General features: G+C 37.0%; 14 protein-coding genes and 1 riboswitch. Of the genes, 8 read left to right on the forward strand and 6 right to left on the reverse strand.

The window, feature by feature from the left end; all coding sequences use genetic code 11:
- The 3 genes from ACYFX0_RS27325 (at position 1) to ACYFX0_RS27335 (ending at position 2438) form a co-directional block, all read left to right on the forward strand.
- Positions 1-315 carry a DMT family transporter gene (locus ACYFX0_RS27325; RefSeq protein WP_000539671.1) on the forward strand — a complete coding sequence of 105 codons (315 nt, stop codon included), beginning with the start codon at positions 1-3 and terminating at the stop codon, positions 313-315.
- Positions 316-444: 129 nt separating this feature from the next.
- The gene (locus ACYFX0_RS27330) at positions 445-1023 is read left to right on the forward strand and encodes a TetR family transcriptional regulator (RefSeq protein WP_002162922.1); all 579 of its coding nucleotides are present in this window, start codon (positions 445-447) and stop codon (positions 1021-1023) included.
- A gap of 212 nt (positions 1024-1235) precedes the next feature.
- Complete coding sequence (locus ACYFX0_RS27335) at positions 1236-2438, forward strand: MFS transporter (RefSeq protein ID WP_000742945.1); 1203 nt, start codon at positions 1236-1238, stop codon at positions 2436-2438.
- A gap of 95 nt (positions 2439-2533) precedes the next feature.
- Here the strand turns inward: ACYFX0_RS27335 and ACYFX0_RS27340 are convergent, their stop codons facing one another.
- The 5 genes from ACYFX0_RS27340 to gapN form a co-directional block, all read right to left on the reverse strand.
- Positions 2534-3049 (reverse strand): type 1 glutamine amidotransferase domain-containing protein, encoded by a 516-nt coding sequence (locus ACYFX0_RS27340; protein WP_074790667.1) that lies wholly within the window; start codon positions 3047-3049, stop codon positions 2534-2536.
- Positions 3050-3072: 23 nt separating this feature from the next.
- Positions 3073-5070, reverse strand: a complete 1998-nt coding sequence (locus ACYFX0_RS27345) for a catalase (RefSeq protein WP_001036539.1) — start codon at positions 5068-5070, stop codon at positions 3073-3075.
- Between the two features lie 189 nt (positions 5071-5259).
- Positions 5260-6459: an ABC transporter permease gene (locus tag ACYFX0_RS27350; RefSeq protein WP_000021362.1), complete on the reverse strand. Its 1200-nt coding sequence runs from the start codon at positions 6457-6459 to the stop codon at positions 5260-5262.
- Positions 6460-6518: 59 nt separating this feature from the next.
- Complete coding sequence (locus ACYFX0_RS27355; protein ID WP_106082151.1) at positions 6519-7943, reverse strand: amino acid permease; 1425 nt, start codon at positions 7941-7943, stop codon at positions 6519-6521.
- A gap of 148 nt (positions 7944-8091) precedes the next feature.
- Positions 8092-8273, reverse strand: a riboswitch (Lysine riboswitch).
- A gap of 177 nt (positions 8274-8450) precedes the next feature.
- The gene (gene gapN, locus ACYFX0_RS27360) at positions 8451-9890 is read right to left on the reverse strand and encodes an NADP-dependent glyceraldehyde-3-phosphate dehydrogenase (protein ID WP_000213634.1); all 1440 of its coding nucleotides are present in this window, start codon (positions 9888-9890) and stop codon (positions 8451-8453) included.
- 596 nt (positions 9891-10486) lie between these two features.
- Here gapN and ACYFX0_RS27365 point away from each other — a divergent pair.
- From ACYFX0_RS27365 to ACYFX0_RS27385, 5 genes are all read left to right on the forward strand, one after another.
- The gene (locus ACYFX0_RS27365) at positions 10487-12247 is read left to right on the forward strand and encodes an ABC transporter ATP-binding protein (RefSeq protein ID WP_000953778.1); all 1761 of its coding nucleotides are present in this window, start codon (positions 10487-10489) and stop codon (positions 12245-12247) included.
- Positions 12244-14244, forward strand: a complete 2001-nt coding sequence (locus ACYFX0_RS27370; protein WP_016078062.1) for an ABC transporter ATP-binding protein — start codon at positions 12244-12246, stop codon at positions 14242-14244. Before ACYFX0_RS27365 ends, ACYFX0_RS27370 begins: the two co-directional genes overlap by 4 nt.
- A gap of 294 nt (positions 14245-14538) precedes the next feature.
- Positions 14539-15336, forward strand: coding sequence for an amino acid ABC transporter substrate-binding protein (locus ACYFX0_RS27375; protein WP_000732844.1), 798 nt, complete (start codon positions 14539-14541; stop codon positions 15334-15336).
- Complete coding sequence (locus ACYFX0_RS27380) at positions 15323-16021, forward strand: amino acid ABC transporter permease (protein WP_000281496.1); 699 nt, start codon at positions 15323-15325, stop codon at positions 16019-16021. The genes ACYFX0_RS27375 and ACYFX0_RS27380 overlap by 14 nt, the downstream gene beginning before the upstream one ends.
- Before the next feature lie 28 nt (positions 16022-16049).
- Positions 16050-16784 (forward strand): amino acid ABC transporter ATP-binding protein, encoded by a 735-nt coding sequence (locus ACYFX0_RS27385; protein ID WP_000623613.1) that lies wholly within the window; start codon positions 16050-16052, stop codon positions 16782-16784.
- A 51-nt stretch (positions 16785-16835) separates the two neighbouring features.
- Here the strand turns inward: ACYFX0_RS27385 and sasP are convergent, their stop codons facing one another.
- Complete coding sequence (sasP, locus tag ACYFX0_RS27390; protein ID WP_000013338.1) at positions 16836-17039, reverse strand: small acid-soluble spore protein, SasP family; 204 nt, start codon at positions 17037-17039, stop codon at positions 16836-16838.
- Positions 17040-17230: the final 191 nt, after the last annotated feature.

Here is a 17230-nt window from a genome sequence, read left to right on the forward strand (position 1 = left end):
ATGGGTTGGTTTTTCGTATTTTGTGCTGCAATTAGTGAAATAGTCGGTGTGATAGGACTTAAAATGTATAGTAAAGATAAGACATTAGCCAATGGTGCGATTTATATAGGTGGGTTTGCTACATCCTTCGCATTTTTGTATACTTCCTTCTTATTTTTACAAGTAAGTGTCGCATATGCGGTTTGGATTGGTATCGGAACAGCAGGTGCAGTTTTGTTAAACATGTTCTTGTTTGGTGAGTCGAAAAGTAAAGCGCGTATCATTAGTGTGTTTCTTATTGTATGTGGAGTGACAGGATTAAAGGCACTTTCTTAAAGATATACTGTATCTCCTAACAAGTCGTTAGGAGATTTTTATTATAAAAAGTGCACGATAATTGACAGTACAGCTAGTTATTTTATAAAATGAGTGACAGTCATTCAATACGCGTGTGAAAGGGTTTAGATGATGAATAAAAAAGAGAAAATTGTCTATGCAGCTATTGAAGTGTTTCAGGAAAAGGGCGTCGAAAAAACGAAGATTTCTGATATCGTGAAATTAGCTGGCATTGCGCAAGGAACTTTCTATTTATATTTTCCTTCTAAGCTATCTGTTATGCCTGCAATAGCAGAAGTGATGGTTGAAAAGATGATACTTGCAGTGAAAGAAAAAGTACAAAAAGATGTACCTTTTTCAAATAAAGTGGCACAAGTAATCGATGCGGTGTTTCACTTTATAGAGGAATATCGTGAAATACAAGCTTTAATGTATGCAGGTCTTGCATCTACGGAACATATAAAAGAATGGGAAGCTGTGTATGAGCCTCTTTATATGTGGCTAAGTGAATTTTTAAGTGGGGCGAAAGAAGCCGGTGAAATTCGTGATTCAGTTCACGCAGAGCGAACAGCGAAGTTATTTATTGCTCTTGTTGAATCAGCAGCGGAACAAGTTTATTTATATGATCATAAAGATGATGAGCAGGTCGAGCTACAAAAGGCAGAAGTACTAGATTTTTTAACACATGCACTACATATAAAGAAATAGTGAGATGAACCTGTCTGAAAAGGTAGGTTTATTTTTGAGGGGAAATGAATGATAGTCATTCACCTAATATTTATGTATGTGTGGAAGGATAGAGTGAAATTCTAATGAGTGGAGGCATCTCTACTCATGATTAGCCCACAAATAGCAGGATAAAGAAAAAGCTTCTTGGGCATTATTTTTTGAGAGGAGCTTACGGGAAGAGGTGTTAAAAAGTGAAGAAACCGATAAAAGAACAAAAGATGGTATTGGTCATTCTTTTGAGTAATATATTTATCGCTTTTTTAGGGATTGGATTAATCATTCCGGTTATGCCGTCCTTTATGAATGATATGGGTTTAACAGGGAAGACGATGGGATATCTCGTTGCAGTGTTTGCAATGGCCCAGCTCATTACTTCACCTATTACAGGCCGATGGGTTGACCTTTACGGTAGGAAGAAAATGATCATCATTGGATTATTTATTTTTGGTGTTTCAGAACTTCTTTTTGGATTAGGAAAAGATGTATGGATGCTTTATGTAGCAAGGGTATTAGGCGGAATTAGTGCTGCGTTTATTATGCCTGGTGTTACGGCATATGTTGCGGATATTACATCTATTCAGGAACGTCCAAAGGCGATGGGATACTTATCTGCGGCTATTAGTACTGGATTCATTATAGGGCCTGGAATCGGCGGATTTATTGCAGAATACGGTATACGTGTGCCGTTTTTCGTTGCAGCAGTAATTGCTTTTATAGCATGTGTGATTTCGATTTTTATTTTAAAAGAACCGTTAACGAAAGAAGAACTTGCAGAGATTTCTTCTAATACGAAAGAATCAAGTTTTATTGGTGATTTAAAGAAATCATTACATCCAATGTATGCAATTGCATTTATTATTGTATTTGTACTCGCATTCGGATTATCAGCGTATGAAACAGTGTTTAGCTTGTTCTCTGATCATAAATTTGGTTTCTCGCCGAAAGATATTGCAGCGATTATTACAATTAGTTCAATCTTTGGGGTAGTTGTACAGGTATTTATGTTTGGCAAATTGGTAGACATGTTCGGTGAGAAAGTATTAATCCAAATATGTTTAATTGTAGGGGCAGTATTAGCATTCGTCTCGACTGTAGTCTTTAATTATTGGATTGTACTTCTCGTTACTTGCTTCATTTTCTTAGCATTTGATTTACTTCGTCCAGCTTTAACGACGTTTTTATCAAAAGCAGCTGGAAAAGAGCAAGGATTCGTTGCTGGTATGAACTCGACTTATACGAGTTTAGGAAATATCGCAGGACCAGCGATGGGCGGAATATTATTTGATATGAATATTCATTATCCATATGCATTTTCAGGCGTTGTTTTAATAGTTGGTCTCGGCATTACATTTATGTGGAGAGAGAAACAGTTGGCTGAAAGTTTTGCGAAGTAATAAGAATAAAAAGTTATTGGAAAGCCCCTTTTTGTAAGGGGCTTTTTTTGCATGTTAATATGTGGATGGCTGTATCCATAACTTTGTCAAAGTAACTATCCTAATATACGCAACGATTCTTCAATAAACGCTGGGATGTCCTCTGGCTGTCTACTTGTTACTAGCTGATTTTGACATACGACAACCTCTTTGTCATGAAAGTTCCCGCCGGCATTTTTTAAATCGACTTCAATAGATTTATATCCAGTTACATCACGTCCTTCAAGTGTTTGTGCAGTGATGAGTAGCTGAGGTCCGTGACAAATAGCGAAAACAGGTTTTTCCGCATCCATAAATGCTTTACTAAAGCGAACAAAACGTTCATCTGCACGAAGTATATCTGGAGAAAATCCACCCGGTATGAAGAGGGCATCAAAGTTCTCTGGAGAAACATCGTCAATACTTTTATCAATCACGACTTCACTTTTCCCTTGCTTACCGTGTACCGTTTTCCCATTTTCCATTTCAATAGTTGTTAATTCATATCCCTTTTGTTTAAAAGCTTCTACTGGCTCTGTGTATTCTGTATCCTCGAAGTAATCCGTTATTAAAATAGCAATTTTTTTACTCATTCTAATCCGCTCCTTATATTATATTATCGGTTCCAGAATCTTCCTTGGGCAATACCTTCTATAAATGATTCAATTGAAGTGTTTGTTAAGTTGTAAACTCCTGCTCCATCCAGTTTAATCTTACTATGGTCCAAAGCATGAGGATTACTAAGAACATGAGCTATCGGTTTAAAATGTTTAAAAGTAGTTTCTGCAAATTCTAAAACAGGGGGGTGAATGACAGACTCACTACTAAACACTAATACTGCATCAAAAAGGGAGGAGTCTGTTGTTGTATAAGTATCAGTTACTTTAATGGAATCATTGAACTGATAAATTTTATTATCTATGATGCTATAGTTAATTCGGTGTTGTACAAAAGCTTGAATCCATTCGGACAGAAGTGAGACGCTTGGGTCACCATTTAATAGAATTGCAACATTTTTGGAATCAGATTTAAAAATAGTATTGGACATACTTAGTGCAGGTGATTTTGCATCTGAATTTACTTCGTGATTTTCCTTAGGTAAAGGAGCTCCAATAATGTTAGCGACTTCTTGTGCTAATTGACGATCGACGTGGTTTAAGAGAGCAATTACATTTGCCTTCACCATGTCTGATTTACACTTCCCAACTTCAAAGCAAAAAGCTTCTTTTATGTGCTGCTTTTCAATAGGGCTCATACTATTGTAGAAAAGTTTAGCCTGAGAATAAAAGTTAAGAAAGCTTTTACTGCGACCTCTAATTTTATGCCCATCAATCTTTTCTTGATAATGTTCATATCCTCCTTGTTCGGCTTGGACGGTTGCAGGTTGATTGTTATTTAATCCATTAGGATGATAGCTTGTTTGACCGCGATGAATCTGCATTTGATGCATACCATCACGTTGATTATTATGAAAAGGACATACGGGCTGATTGATAGGGATTTGATGGAAATTAGGGCCCCCTAAACGAGATAATTGTGTATCTGTATAGGAGAATAATCTTCCTTGCAGAAGAGGGTCATTTGAAAAATCAATACCTGGTACGACATGACCAGGGTGAAAAGCTACCTGCTCTGTTTCAGCAAAGAAGTTATCAACATTTTTGTTCAATGTCATTTTACCAACTAATTTTACGGGAACTTTTTCTTCTGGCCATAATTTCGTTGGATCTAAAATATCAAAATCAAATTTATGTTCATCTTCTTCTGGAATTAACTGTAATCCAAGTTCCCATTCAGGATAATCCCCTTTTTCAATTGCTTCGTATAAATCTTGACGATGAAAATCAGGATTTTTCCCAGCAATCTTTTGAGCTTCATCCCATACTAATGAATGAACCCCGAGGGTAGGTTTCCAGTGAAACTTTACGAAATGGGCTTTTCCTTCTGCGTTAATGAGTCGAAATGTGTGAACTCCAAAACCTTCCATCATTCGTAAACTACGCGGAATAGCTCGGTCGCTCATTTGCCACATGACCATATGAGTGGACTCAGGATTATGCGCAACAAAGTCCCAAAAGGTATCATGAGCGCTAGCTCCTTGAGGAATATCATTATGTGGTTCTGGTTTAACTGCATGGACAAAATCAGGAAATTTAATAGCATCTTGGATAAAGAATACTGGCATATTATTACCCACTAAATCATAGTTTCCTTCATCTGTATAAAATTTTGTGGCGAATCCGCGTACATCTCTTACTGTGTCGTTGGATCCTTTAGAACCTTGAACGGTTGAGAACCGTACAAATACAGGTGTTTTCTTTGAAGGATTAGTAAGAAAATCTGCTTTCGTATATGTTTCTAAAGATTCATAAAGCTGAAAATAACCATGAGCGCCAACCCCGCGTGCATGAACAATCCTTTCGGGAATTCGTTCGTGATCAAAATGAGTCATTTTCTCGCGAAAGTGGAAATCCTCCATTAAGGTTGGGCCTCTTAAGCCCATCTTTAAAGAAAATTCATCTTCAGCTATTTTTACCCCTTGATTTGTTGTTAAAGCATGTTTGCATTGATTGTCAGTAACGTGATGCTTCAATTGTTCCGTTTTTTTATTCACAATATAGGCCCCTCCTTTACTCTGTTAATTAATAGATACCCTTTTTATTAGGTCGTAAACATGTATTATCGTTTTTGTATGTAAAAATCATAAAATATCGGTTGTTTCAGTGATTCTTGTTTGAGGAAGCAAAATAAAAAAGCCAAGGATAATTTATTTTCTCCTTGGCGTTTAAGAGATTTCTTTTCGTTAAAACGAAGAAACGCGTTGCTTCGTTTTTGGTACAATAATAAATTTGATCCAGAGTAACCCGACAATCATAATGATAAGGCTATGTAAAAATTGACCTGTAGCAATGAGTATAACACTCGAAAATACAATGAGTTGAATACTTAGCAATATAAAGATTAAGCTAAGAAATTGTTTCATTCTTTCTTCAGTATGGATTGGATATAATGCTGCAATAATATTTCCCGAAAAATATTTCCATAGTGAACGAAGCTGCATAGAGATCATATATAGAACGATGTAAGTGATAGCACCTTTTACGTATATATTTGGTATGAAATATAAGGCGAAAGCACCGATCAATCCTAAGCGAATATATATACCGAAATAATCATTTCCACGTAAAAATGCTAGTGTATGTAAGTAGAAGAAAGTTGCTCGTTTTTTATGTAATAAAGGTTCAATCCAATTTGTAAGCCATTTTCTTTTATTTACTTGTTTATTCAGTTGCGGAACATCTGTGAAAATGCTAGCAAATTGATAAAAACGAACGTTCATTTTTTCTTCTTGCTCGATTATGTAATCCCACGGTATTCGTTTTGTAGGCTGTTTTTTCGTATATAGAAGTAGGAAAGCAAGTAGTAAGAGTAGTCCGCCCAATATGAGAACATTTGCGGAATAAAACAGCATGTAAATGATTAGGGCGTTACAAGTAATACGAATGATCAGCCATATATTTTTTTCGTGACTATCACGCCACATCCAATGTATGTACATGTTCCAGGCTTTCGTAATCATTAACACGATAAAGATTGTACATAAAAAAGGTACAGTTAATTGTAATGATTGCATAGCAAGTGGTACGAGAATAAGGAACGTAAATAATAATGGGAAAAGCTGAATGATGTAATTATATAGAAGAGATTTTTTGAAATAGGATGTTAGTTTCTCTTCTAATGCAAGCAAATAGACAGCATCAGGTTTTTGAATAAATGTACGGATAGGGCATCTCGTTATAATGAACGTAAGTACAATCGTTATAATTATTAAAGATATTCCTTTAGAAGGAGATGCTTTTAGAAACTGAGCATAATAATATGCACCAACGCATGAAATAAAGATAAAGCTATATAGTAAACCGTTAATCATACGTGCAAAGTATGTAATGATATTTTGAATATGTTGTTGGAAGCGACTGCTCCATAGCGATTCGATTGACATGTTTTCACCTCTTTGTTCTATTATATATGTTTTACAAAAGAAAAAACGAGCAAATTGCGTTATGCAACTTGCCCGTTTTTCTTTTCGTTATTTTTTTTCTGATCACGATTCATTAATGGATAGAAAGCAAATCCAATTACGAATAAACCAATTCCGAGAAGGAACGTTTTTATATCGGATGCGCCGGTTTTAATAACCCATAGTGCGTAGCAAAGTGCGATCACTGCGACTATACCATCTGTAATTCTTGCCCGCATTTCATTTTTATATGTTTCACCAGTTGCGACTAGTTTTAACTGGAAGATTGGTGAAACGAGATATGGAATGAGGTAGGCCAGTGTTGATACGGTAATAACGAATGTATAAGCTTCCGCAATAGTTCCTGATAATGTTGAGAATAGGAATACTTGCGACATAATGTTTGTTAATCGTAATGAGTAAATTGGACTTCCTTTTTTATTTGTTTTCGTGAAGAAGGAAGGGAAGAAACCTTCTTTTGCTGCTTGATAAGGTACTTCTGAGCTTAATAAAATCCAGCCTAAGATAGAACCGAACAGGGAAGTAAGAGCAAGTAATGCCATAAGTTTCCCGCCGCCATGACCCATTGCAGCGTTTAGTGCATCTGCTAATGGACGTTCAGAAGTTTGTAATTTATCAACGTGAAGTACACCCATTGTTAAAATTGTAATTCCTAAGTAAATCGCAACTGTAATAAGTAATCCCGCAACTGTTGCACGTTTTACCGTTTTTGGAGAAACAGCACGGTTTGATAAAAGAACGGCTGATTCAATTCCGATAAACGCCCAAAGCGTTGTAAGAGCAGCTAAATTTACTTGTGAAAGAAGACCGTGTGATGCACCTGATTTATCAATCATCGGTGTGTACCATTGTCCAAACTTAGAAGCTTCGAATGCAAATAACGTAACGACGATGAATAAAAGGAATCCAGTTACTTTCGTTGTTGTTGCTAAGAAGTTTAGTTTTCCAGCTCCGCTTACACCGTTCGTTAATATAATATGAGTTCCCCAAAGTAAGATGGAACAAATCGTAAATGTAATTAGTTTTCCGACTTCTACGTTAAACGAGCCGATTGAAAATAGTAGTCGCGTATCTTTCATAATTGGGAAGAAGAGTGATAAATATCCCGCAAATGATGTAATGATGGCAACGTTACTTGCCCAGTTTGCAACCCAATATCCCCATACCATACTGAAACCAGCCATTTTTTTCTTTTTTGGTGTTGAGAATAAAGCATATGCATGACTTTGTGGCCCTGTCGTTAAATCAGGACGACGAATTGCTAAATTACCGAAAACAAGAGCTAGCATTAAAACACCAAACCCTGTAGTTAACCAAGCTAAAGTGACACCGAGTGGGCTTGCTGTTTTTGCCAACGTACTTGGCACCATGAAAATACCAGCGCCAACCATGTTACCGACAACGAAAGCTGTTAGTACCCAAAAGCCCCATTTTTTTTGTTGCATAGAAAAATACCTCCAAAGTTAGTATAACCAAGTCAAGCGAGGAGATATGTATGTCTTCCTGAGTCAGGAAGAGAAGTCCCAAACAAAACAAAAAAAGCACGTAATCTGCCGCTACATGCTTTCTATCTTATAAGAAACCCACGACATACCTCTCGATAGCTCTCCACAAACGAAACGTTTGTGACAGTTCTGCACTTATTAAATGCAGACCCAGCAAGCGTGCATGGTGGACACGACTTACTTCGGCAACCATTCCTTTCTCATTCCTTCATCAATGCCACTACATCTCCTGAAATGATACTCTTAATGATTGCAACCTCTACCTCACCGAGATACGAATGAGGATTTAAATATTAAATTAACGTCTTTAAGAGTAACAAATGAATTTTTATACGTCAATGGATATAGTAATAATCAGATTATAGAGAAGAGTTTGTGATTAGGAATGAATAATTATTTGATATAAAAAGAAGCCGATCTAAACTAGATCAGCTTCTACATATAAAATTAAACTAAGTTTAATACTGTTACTTTTTCACGTGTCATAGACTCAAGGCTCTTACGAATACCTTGTGCGCCCATACCTGAACCTTTTACACCAATGAATGGGAAGTGGTCAGGGCCGCGCTCTGTGCGTCCGTTAATTTGAACAGAACCAGTTTCGATTTTGTTAGCAATTGCAAATGCTTTGTTAATGTCTTTTGTGAAGACACTTGCTTGCAGACCGAACTCTGATTTGTTAGCAATCTCAATTGCTTGCTCATCTGAAGAAACACGGATGATTGGAAGGATTGGGCCGAATGGCTCTTCCCAAGCAACTTTCATTTCTTCTGTTACGTGGTCGATTAATGTTGGGTAAATTAAGTTACGCTCACGTTTGTTACCGATAACGATTGTAGCACCTTTTTCAACAGCATCGTCAACTAAGCCTTGAACGAAGTCAGCAGACTTGTCGTCGATTAATGGAACGATTGTGCTGTCTTGTTCTGGAGATCCAACTGATAGTTCAGCTACTTGCGCTTTTAATAAGCTAACAAGCTCGTCGGCTACGTTTTCGTGTACAAGTACACGTTTAATAGCTGTACAACGTTGACCAGAGTAAGAGAATGCACCGCTTACGATATGGTTTGCAGCATCTTGTAAGTCAGCATCTTCACGAACGATACCAGGATCTTTACCACCAAGTTCTAATACAAGTGGAATCATTGAAGCTTTTTTCGCTAAATGTTTACCTGTGTTCGTACCGCCTGTGAACGATACCATATTGATGCCTTCGTGTTCTACTAAGTAGTCACCAATGACAGAACCGCGTCCTGTAGCTACGTTTACAAGACCTTTTGGAAGGCCAGCTTTATGAAGTGCTTCAACCATTTTAATACCACTAATTGCACCTTGAGTTGCTGGTTTGAAAATAACAGCATTACCCATAATTAATGCTGGTGCAAGTTTTGCAGCAGATAAGTTTACTGGGTAGTTAAATGGTGCGATTGCTAATACAACACCAAGTGGTGCGCGTTGGATGATCGCAAGTTTCGATTTCGTTCCGCCAGGGAAGCTATCGCCCATCATGCTTTCTCCGTGCATATGTAAAGCTTCTTCGATCGTGTAACGAATGAAGTCAGCTGTACGAACAACTTCTTTCTTCGCATCTTTATAGCCTTTACCGACTTCTTTCATAATGATATCGGCAATTTCATCCTGCATATTTACGAGCTCATCAGCCCATTTATATAAGTATTTTGCGCGATCTTGTAGGGAAGCTTCAGCCCATGATTTTTGAGCTTCTTTTGCAGATGCAATTGCTTCATCTACTTCTCCGCGAGTAATTGCTTGTACTTGTCCAATTACTTCGTGTAAGTATGGAGATGGAATTTCGATTGTTTCTCCTGAAGAGCTTTCTCTCCATTCTCCGTTTAAATAAAATTTGTACGTATTGCTAGTTGTCATGATTAGTCCTCCTAAAATAGCAACTTGTAAGAGTGAGTATAAGGTGATTGTAGGGGGTTTGATAACATTTTTCAAATGAAATGTTTGTGAAAACGATTTCTTATTCTTTTTTTATTTTGTATGCCCTTTCTTACGGAATATTCTCTTATTTCAAAATGATGTAGCGTATATTTTTATTCAGTTTGTAAAAAAAAAATTGACAGAATACTCAATAAAGTTGTAAGATTATAAATGGAAAATAAATGAAAGGGGTGTGCGTAATGATTGTAATCGTAAATGTAATGGGCTTAGCTCTGTTAAATGGCAGAAAACATTCATATCATTACGCAACCCGTGCGGATATATAAGGCATTCTCTGTCTTATAAGAAGCGTACGTTGCGTATATCGTAACGTACGCTTTTTATGCATTTTTGTGCATATCGTCAAGCGGCGGTATGCTTTTTTTTGTTTATTTTTCCTTGTATGGTTACGATGAAAATTTTGGAAGGTGGAAAAATGTGATGAGATTGTATGGGTTACGAAATGTAAATGTGATGGGTCTGGATAGTGGATAAAGAAGTGAGAGTTAAACGAGAACGAGAAGGGAGAGGTTACATTGTTATCAGTATTACTAAAGCTAAAATGGTTTTTTAAAGAGCATTGGAAGAGATATAGTATCGCTATTGGAGCTCTTTTAATTGTAAATATAGTTGAAGTCATTCCCCCGAAAGTGTTAGGGGTTACGATAGATAATATAAAAACAGGAACGTTAACGAATGCGGAGATTATGCAATTTATTCTCATTTTAATAGGGGTTACGGTAATTGGATATGGTCTTACTTTCGTTTGGCAACACCAGCTGTTTGGGGGAGCATTCGTACTGGAGAAAACGATGCGCTCTAAATTTATGGGGCATTTACTTAAAATGACACCGACGTTTTATCATAAAAATCGTACGGGTGATTTAATGGCGAGAGCGACAAATGATTTAAAAGCAATTGCTATGACAGCTGGTTTCGGTATATTAACGCTCGTGGATTCGAGTTTATATATGCTTACGATTGTCTTTATGATGGGATTTACAATTAGTTGGGAGCTTACAGTTGCGGCGCTTATACCGCTTCCGATTATGGCGTATGCGATGAACATATATGGAAAGAAATTGCATGAGAGATTTACAGTCGCGCAAGATGCGTTCGGAGATATGAATGATAAAGTACTTGAATCGATTGCTGGTGTGCGTGTTATTCGTGCATACGTACAAGAGAATGCAGACGAGGAAAGATTTCATCATTTAGGAGATGACGTCTACGAAAAAAATATGAAGGTAGCAAGAATTGATGCATTATTCCAACCAACTGTGAAAATGCTTGTCGGTCTTAGTTATTTAATCGGCTTAGTGTACGGTGCATACCTTGTGTTCCAGTCAAAGGTGACGCTTGGTGAACTCGTTTCTTTTAACGTGTATTTAGGGATGATGATTTGGCCGATGTTTGCAATTGGTGAATTAATCAATGTTATGCAAAGAGGAAATGCTTCGCTTGACCGTGTGAATGAAACGTTAGCGTATGAGCCAGATGTAAAGAATCCAAAACATCCAAAGCTTGTGCAAGATCCGGATTATATTCAGTTTGATGATGTGTCTTTCTCATACCCTTCATCAACTGAAGAAAATTTAAAAAAGGTTTCTTTCACATTAAAGCAAGGAGAAACGCTAGGGGTTGTCGGAAAAACAGGAAGCGGGAAAACGACGCTTGTACGTCAGCTTCTTCGTCAATATCCGCTTGGAGATGGAGATATTGCGGTCTCTGATGTGACATTAGATAAAATAACGAATGAAAATGTACTCGGATGGATTGGGTATGTACCTCAGGAACATATTTTGTTCTCAAAAACAGCGAGAGAAAATATTTTATTCGGAAATAGGGAAGCGACGGAAGAAGAACTTGAGAAAGCAATTGAAATTGCTGCGTTTAAAAAAGACTTAGAGTTTTTACCAGAAGGATTAGAAACGCTCGTTGGAGAGAAAGGTGTTTCTTTATCAGGAGGGCAAAAACAAAGGATCTCGATTGCGCGAGCTGTTATTCAAAATCCAGAAATTTTAATTTTGGACGATTCTTTATCAGCTGTAGATGCTCGTACGGAAGCAGCGATCATTGAAAATATAAGAACAGAAAGAAGCGGAAAGACGACGATTATTACGACGCACCGTTTATCTGCAGTGCAACATGCGGATTGGATTCTCGTTATGGATGAGGGGCAAGTAATGGAAGAAGGTACACATGCTCAGCTTATCCAGAGCGGAGGCTGGTATGCTGAGCAGTTTGAAAGACAACAAGGTGAAAGTGAAAGTGCGGATAGTGGGGTGAAAATATGAGCGTTTCAAAACGATTGTTTCAATATGCGATGAAAGTGAAGGGGACGATTTTTGCAGCGATGCTAATGTTATTTATTTTCGTCATTGCAGAGCTTGCTGGTCCTTTCGTCGCTAAAACGATGATTGATGATCATATCGTCGGGATAGAGAAACCTTGGTATGAAACAGAAAAGAGTGAAGAAGCTGTTTCATATAATGGCGCTTTTTATAAGCGAAGTGATCGCTTTGAACAAGGCGAGACAAAAGGTAAAGAAGTACGTGTGATGCAAGTCGGTTTTCAATATTATTTTGTACCGAATAAAGTGAGTATTGAAGGGTCACGTACTGTAAAAGGTGATATGATTACCGTTCAAAATGGTAAGGCGGTGCAAGTGTATAAAGCGAAGGCATTAACGAAAGAAGAAGTGTTTGCATTTTATAAACCAGAAATAAACCGTCTATTATTACTTGGTGGTGGCTATTTCGCTTTATTAGTAGTCGTATCATTATTTGCATACGGAAAGCAGTTCTTCTTGCAGAAGGCAGCGAACAAAATTATTCAAATTATGAGGGAAGATGTGTTTTCTCATATTCAAACGTTGCCGATTCGTTATTTCGATCATTTACCGGCAGGGAAAATTGTTTCGCGTGTGACGAATGATACAGAGGCCATTCGTGATTTATATGTAACTGTACTTGCAACATTCGTTTCTAGTATCATTTATATTATTGGGATATTCGCTGCGCTATTTTTATTAGATGTGAAGCTCGCTTCATTATGTTTATTAATTATCCCAATTTTAATTGTTTGGGCGATTCTTTATAGAAAATATGCGTCTGTATATAATCATAAAATGCGTTCACGTTTATCCGATATTAACGGAACAGTGAATGAATCCATTCAAGGGATGCCAATTATTCAAGCGTTCCGTCAAGAGCGTGAAACGAAAAAAGAATTTGAAGAATTAAACGGCGATTATTTTAAGTATCAAAATAAAATTTTAAATTTAAATGCAGCAACTTCGCATAACTTAGTAGCTGTATTAAGAAATATCGCTTTCACAGGAGTGATTTGGTATTTCGGCGGTGCGTCATTAAGTGCTACAGGTATTATTTCACTTGGGGTACTGTATGCGTTCGTCGATTATTTAACACGATTATTCTCGCCAATTACGAATATGGTGAACCAGCTTGCAAACTTAGAGCAAGCGCGCGTTGCATCAGAACGTGTCTTTGAATTGTTAGAGGAAAAAGGAGAAGCGGTAGAAGAAGAACGTATGCCTCGTTTAAAAGGAAATGTAAAATTTGATAATGTATCATTTTCTTATAATGGAAAAGATGAAGTGTTAAAAAATATTTCTTTTGAAGCGAAACAAGGCGAGACAGTGGCACTTGTCGGTCATACTGGATCAGGAAAAAGTTCTATCATGAATGTACTCTTTCAATTTTATGAGTTTGAAAAAGGAAAGCTTACGATTGATGGTCATGATGTAAGAGAAATGCCGAAACAAGCAACTCGTGAGCATATGGGAATCGTACTGCAAGACCCGTTTCTTTTTAGCGGGACGGTCGCTTCCAACGTAAGCTTAGAAAACGAAAAAATTTCAAAAGAGCGCATTGTAAAGGCGCTACGTGATGTTGGTGCTGAAAGATTTGCAAACAATATAAATGAAGAAATTACAGAAAAGGGAAGTACGCTTTCCACTGGAGAACGTCAGCTTATTTCGTTTGCTAGGGCGCTTGCTTTTGATCCAGCTATCTTAATACTAGATGAAGCAACGTCTAGTATTGATACAGAAACAGAGGCGATGATTCAACAAGCACTAGAAGTTGTGAAAAAAGGAAGAACGACATTTATTATCGCTCACCGCCTTTCAACAATTAAAAGCGCAGATCAAATTATTGTGCTCGATAGAGGGACGATTTTGGAAAAAGGGTCTCATGATGAACTCATGAAAAAGCGTGGGCGTTATTATGATATGTATAAAACGCAAATGGAAGGCAATCAGAGTGCTTAATAGGTATGGAGGAGAACTTGTGATTTTCACAAGTTCTTTTTTATTGATGAACATGTCGACTCTTTAGCGAATTACGACAGTTAAATAAGAAGTATTGTTTTACCTTTTTCTTTATAAATGCTATATTAAAAAATGTTACTTATTTTTTGTATGTGGCGTTATTTTTCCCTTTTGTTTGATTATGAAGAAAAAGGATAAACTAAATAAGAACATTTTCATTGAAAAATTGTTCAAGATTGCATACAATCAATATAGTTTTTAAATTCCTATCAGAATACTTGGAGGATTACAATCATGAAGAAATTATTTTCAGTGCTTGCAGTAACTACATTAGCGATCGGGATTGTAGCCGGCTGCGGTAAAGAAGAGAAAAAAGATACAGCTAGTCAAGACGCGTTACAAAAGATTAAACAAAGCGGTGAACTTGTAATTGGTACAGAAGGTACATACCCACCATTTACGTTCCACGATTCAAGCAATAAATTAACTGGATTTGATGTTGAATTAGCAGAAGAAGTTGCAAAACGTTTAGGTGTAAAACCTGTATTTAAAGAAACACAATGGGATAGCTTACTTGCTGGTCTTGATGCAAAACGTTTCGATATGGTTGCAAACGAAGTTGGTATTCGTGAAGATCGTCAAAAGAAATACGATTTCTCTAAGCCATACGTTTCATCTTCAGCGGCATTAGTTATTGCAAAAGATAAAGATAAGCCTGCTACATTTGCTGATGTAAAAGGACTAAAAGGAGCACAATCTTTAACGAGTAACTATGCAGATATCGCTAAGAAAAATGGTGCGGAAATTATTGGTGTAGAAGGATTTAGCCAAGCAGCAGAATTATTAGCTTCAGGACGCGTTGACTTCACAATCAATGATAAGTTATCAGTACTAAACTACTTAGAAACGAAAAAAGATGCGAAAATTAAAATTGTAGATACTGAAAAAGAAGCTTCAGAAAGTGGATTCTTATTCCGTAAAGGTAGCACTAAGCTTGTACAAGAAGTAGATAAAGCGTTAGAAGATATGAAAAAAGACGGTACGTATGACAAAATAACGAAAAAATGGTTCGGTGAAAATGTATCTAAGTAGTGCATTGGTTTCAGATCGATTGTCTACTTGGATAGATATTATGCAGTCTTCCTTCATGCCTATGCTGAAGGAAGCTGTTTTTACGACAATTCCATTAACGCTTATTACATTTATTATCGGGATTATACTGGCAACGTTAACAGCGCTCGCACGTATTTCTGGTAGTCGTATTTTACAATGGATTGCTCGTATCTATGTATCTATCATTCGCGGAACGCCACTTCTTGTACAGTTATTTATTATTTTCTATGGTCTTCCAACTCTTAATATTGAAGTTGAGCCATATACAGCAGCAGTTGTTGGATTTTCATTAAATGTCGGTGCATATGCATCTGAAATTATTCGTGCTTCTATCCTTTCCATTCCGAAAGGGCAGTGGGAAGCAGCTTACACAATTGGGATGACATATCCACAAGCATTAAAACGTGTTATTTTACCACAAGCAACGCGCGTATCAATTCCACCGCTTTCGAATACATTTATTAGCTTAGTGAAGGATACTTCATTAGCATCATTAATTTTAGTAACAGAAATGTTCCGAAAAGCGCAGGAGATTGCGGCGATGAACTACGAGTTTTTAATTGTTTATTTTGAAGCAGGTCTTATTTATTGGGTTATTTGTTTCTTATTATCAATCGTACAACAGATGTTAGAGAAGCGTTCAGAACGCTACACATTAAAATAATCCTTTTACAAAAGGAGTTTTTGTTTTTATGATTTCAATTCAGCACTTACAAAAAAGTTTCGGAGATAATACCGTACTAAAGCATATAGATTTAACAGTTGAGAAAGGCGAGGTTGTTGTTATTATTGGACCGTCTGGATCTGGTAAAACGACATTCTTACGTTGTCTTAACGTACTAGAAACACCAAACGCCGGTAGCATTCGCATCGGCAATAAAGAGCTTAATTTTGCTCAAAAAGTATCGAAGAAAGATATTGTAAATCTTCGTACGCAAACAGGTATGGTATTCCAGCACCATAACTTATTCCCTCATTTGACAGCACTTCAAAACGTAATGGAAGGACTCATTACAGTGAAAAAAGTAGGGAAAGAAGAAGCGAAGAAAAAAGCAAACTACTTCCTTGAAAAAGTTGGTTTAGCAGATAAAGTGGATTTATATCCATTTCAATTATCAGGCGGACAACAACAGCGTGTTGGAATTGCGCGCGCGCTTGCGATGGAGCCGGAAGTGTTACTATTTGATGAGCCGACGTCAGCACTTGATCCTGAACTTGTTCAAGAAGTTCTGAAAGTAATGAAAGAACTTGCTAAAGAAGGTATGACGATGGTCATTGTAACGCACGAAATGCGTTTTGCACATCAAATTGCGAACCGTGTTATTTTCATGGATGGCGGTGTCGTTGTTGAACAAGGTACACCAGAAGATGTATTTACAAATCCAAAAGAAGAACGTACGAAGAAGTTTTTACAAATGTTGCAATAAATTAAGGAAGGTCTCAAGGCATATGCCTTGAGACCTTTTTGCCATATATATTTATTTGTGGAATCCGCCAAGGCTTTGCTCAGCCATTGCAACTAGACGTTTTGTAATTTCTCCACCAACTGAACCGTTAGCGCGAGCCGTAGAATCTGCTCCTAATTGTACACCAAATTCTTGAGCGATTTCGTACTTCATTTGATCGATTGCAGCTGTTGCACCTGGTACTACTAATTGATTTGAAGAATTTTGGTTTGCCATAGGAATATATCCTCCTTAGAGTTATAAAAGTTTTTTTGGTTGGACTAGCTGGAGTTGAACCAGATTATCGCCCCGGTTGGCGCTAATCCATCGGTAATTAAGTTTGTACTCATAGTATGGATGTTACCTAGAAAGATATACAAAATAATAATTTGTAAATTTTGTAAAAAAAACTTATTGATTTCGTAAAT

This window comes from Bacillus sp. NEAU-Y102, from assembly GCF_054788175.1.

Excerpts from the sequence above, each read along its gene's own strand:
- ACYFX0_RS27325 (WP_000539671.1), top strand. The coding sequence starts at position 1 with ATGGGTTGGTTTTTCGTATTTTGTGCTGCAATTAGTGAAATAGTCGGT.
- ACYFX0_RS27330 (WP_002162922.1), top strand. The coding sequence starts at position 445 with ATGATGAATAAAAAAGAGAAAATTGTCTATGCAGCTATTGAAGTGTTT.
- ACYFX0_RS27340 (WP_074790667.1), bottom strand. The coding sequence starts at position 3,049 with ATGAGTAAAAAAATTGCTATTTTAATAACGGATTACTTCGAGGATACA.
- ACYFX0_RS27350 (WP_000021362.1), bottom strand. The coding sequence starts at position 6,459 with ATGTCAATCGAATCGCTATGGAGCAGTCGCTTCCAACAACATATTCAA.
- ACYFX0_RS27355 (WP_106082151.1), bottom strand. The coding sequence starts at position 7,943 with ATGCAACAAAAAAAATGGGGCTTTTGGGTACTAACAGCTTTCGTTGTC.
- gapN (WP_000213634.1), bottom strand. The coding sequence starts at position 9,890 with ATGACAACTAGCAATACGTACAAATTTTATTTAAACGGAGAATGGAGA.
- ACYFX0_RS27370 (WP_016078062.1), top strand. The coding sequence starts at position 12,244 with ATGAGCGTTTCAAAACGATTGTTTCAATATGCGATGAAAGTGAAGGGG.
- ACYFX0_RS27375 (WP_000732844.1), top strand. The coding sequence starts at position 14,539 with ATGAAGAAATTATTTTCAGTGCTTGCAGTAACTACATTAGCGATCGGG.
- ACYFX0_RS27380 (WP_000281496.1), top strand. The coding sequence starts at position 15,323 with ATGTATCTAAGTAGTGCATTGGTTTCAGATCGATTGTCTACTTGGATA.
- ACYFX0_RS27385 (WP_000623613.1), top strand. The coding sequence starts at position 16,050 with ATGATTTCAATTCAGCACTTACAAAAAAGTTTCGGAGATAATACCGTA.
- sasP (WP_000013338.1), bottom strand. The coding sequence starts at position 17,039 with ATGGCAAACCAAAATTCTTCAAATCAATTAGTAGTACCAGGTGCAACA.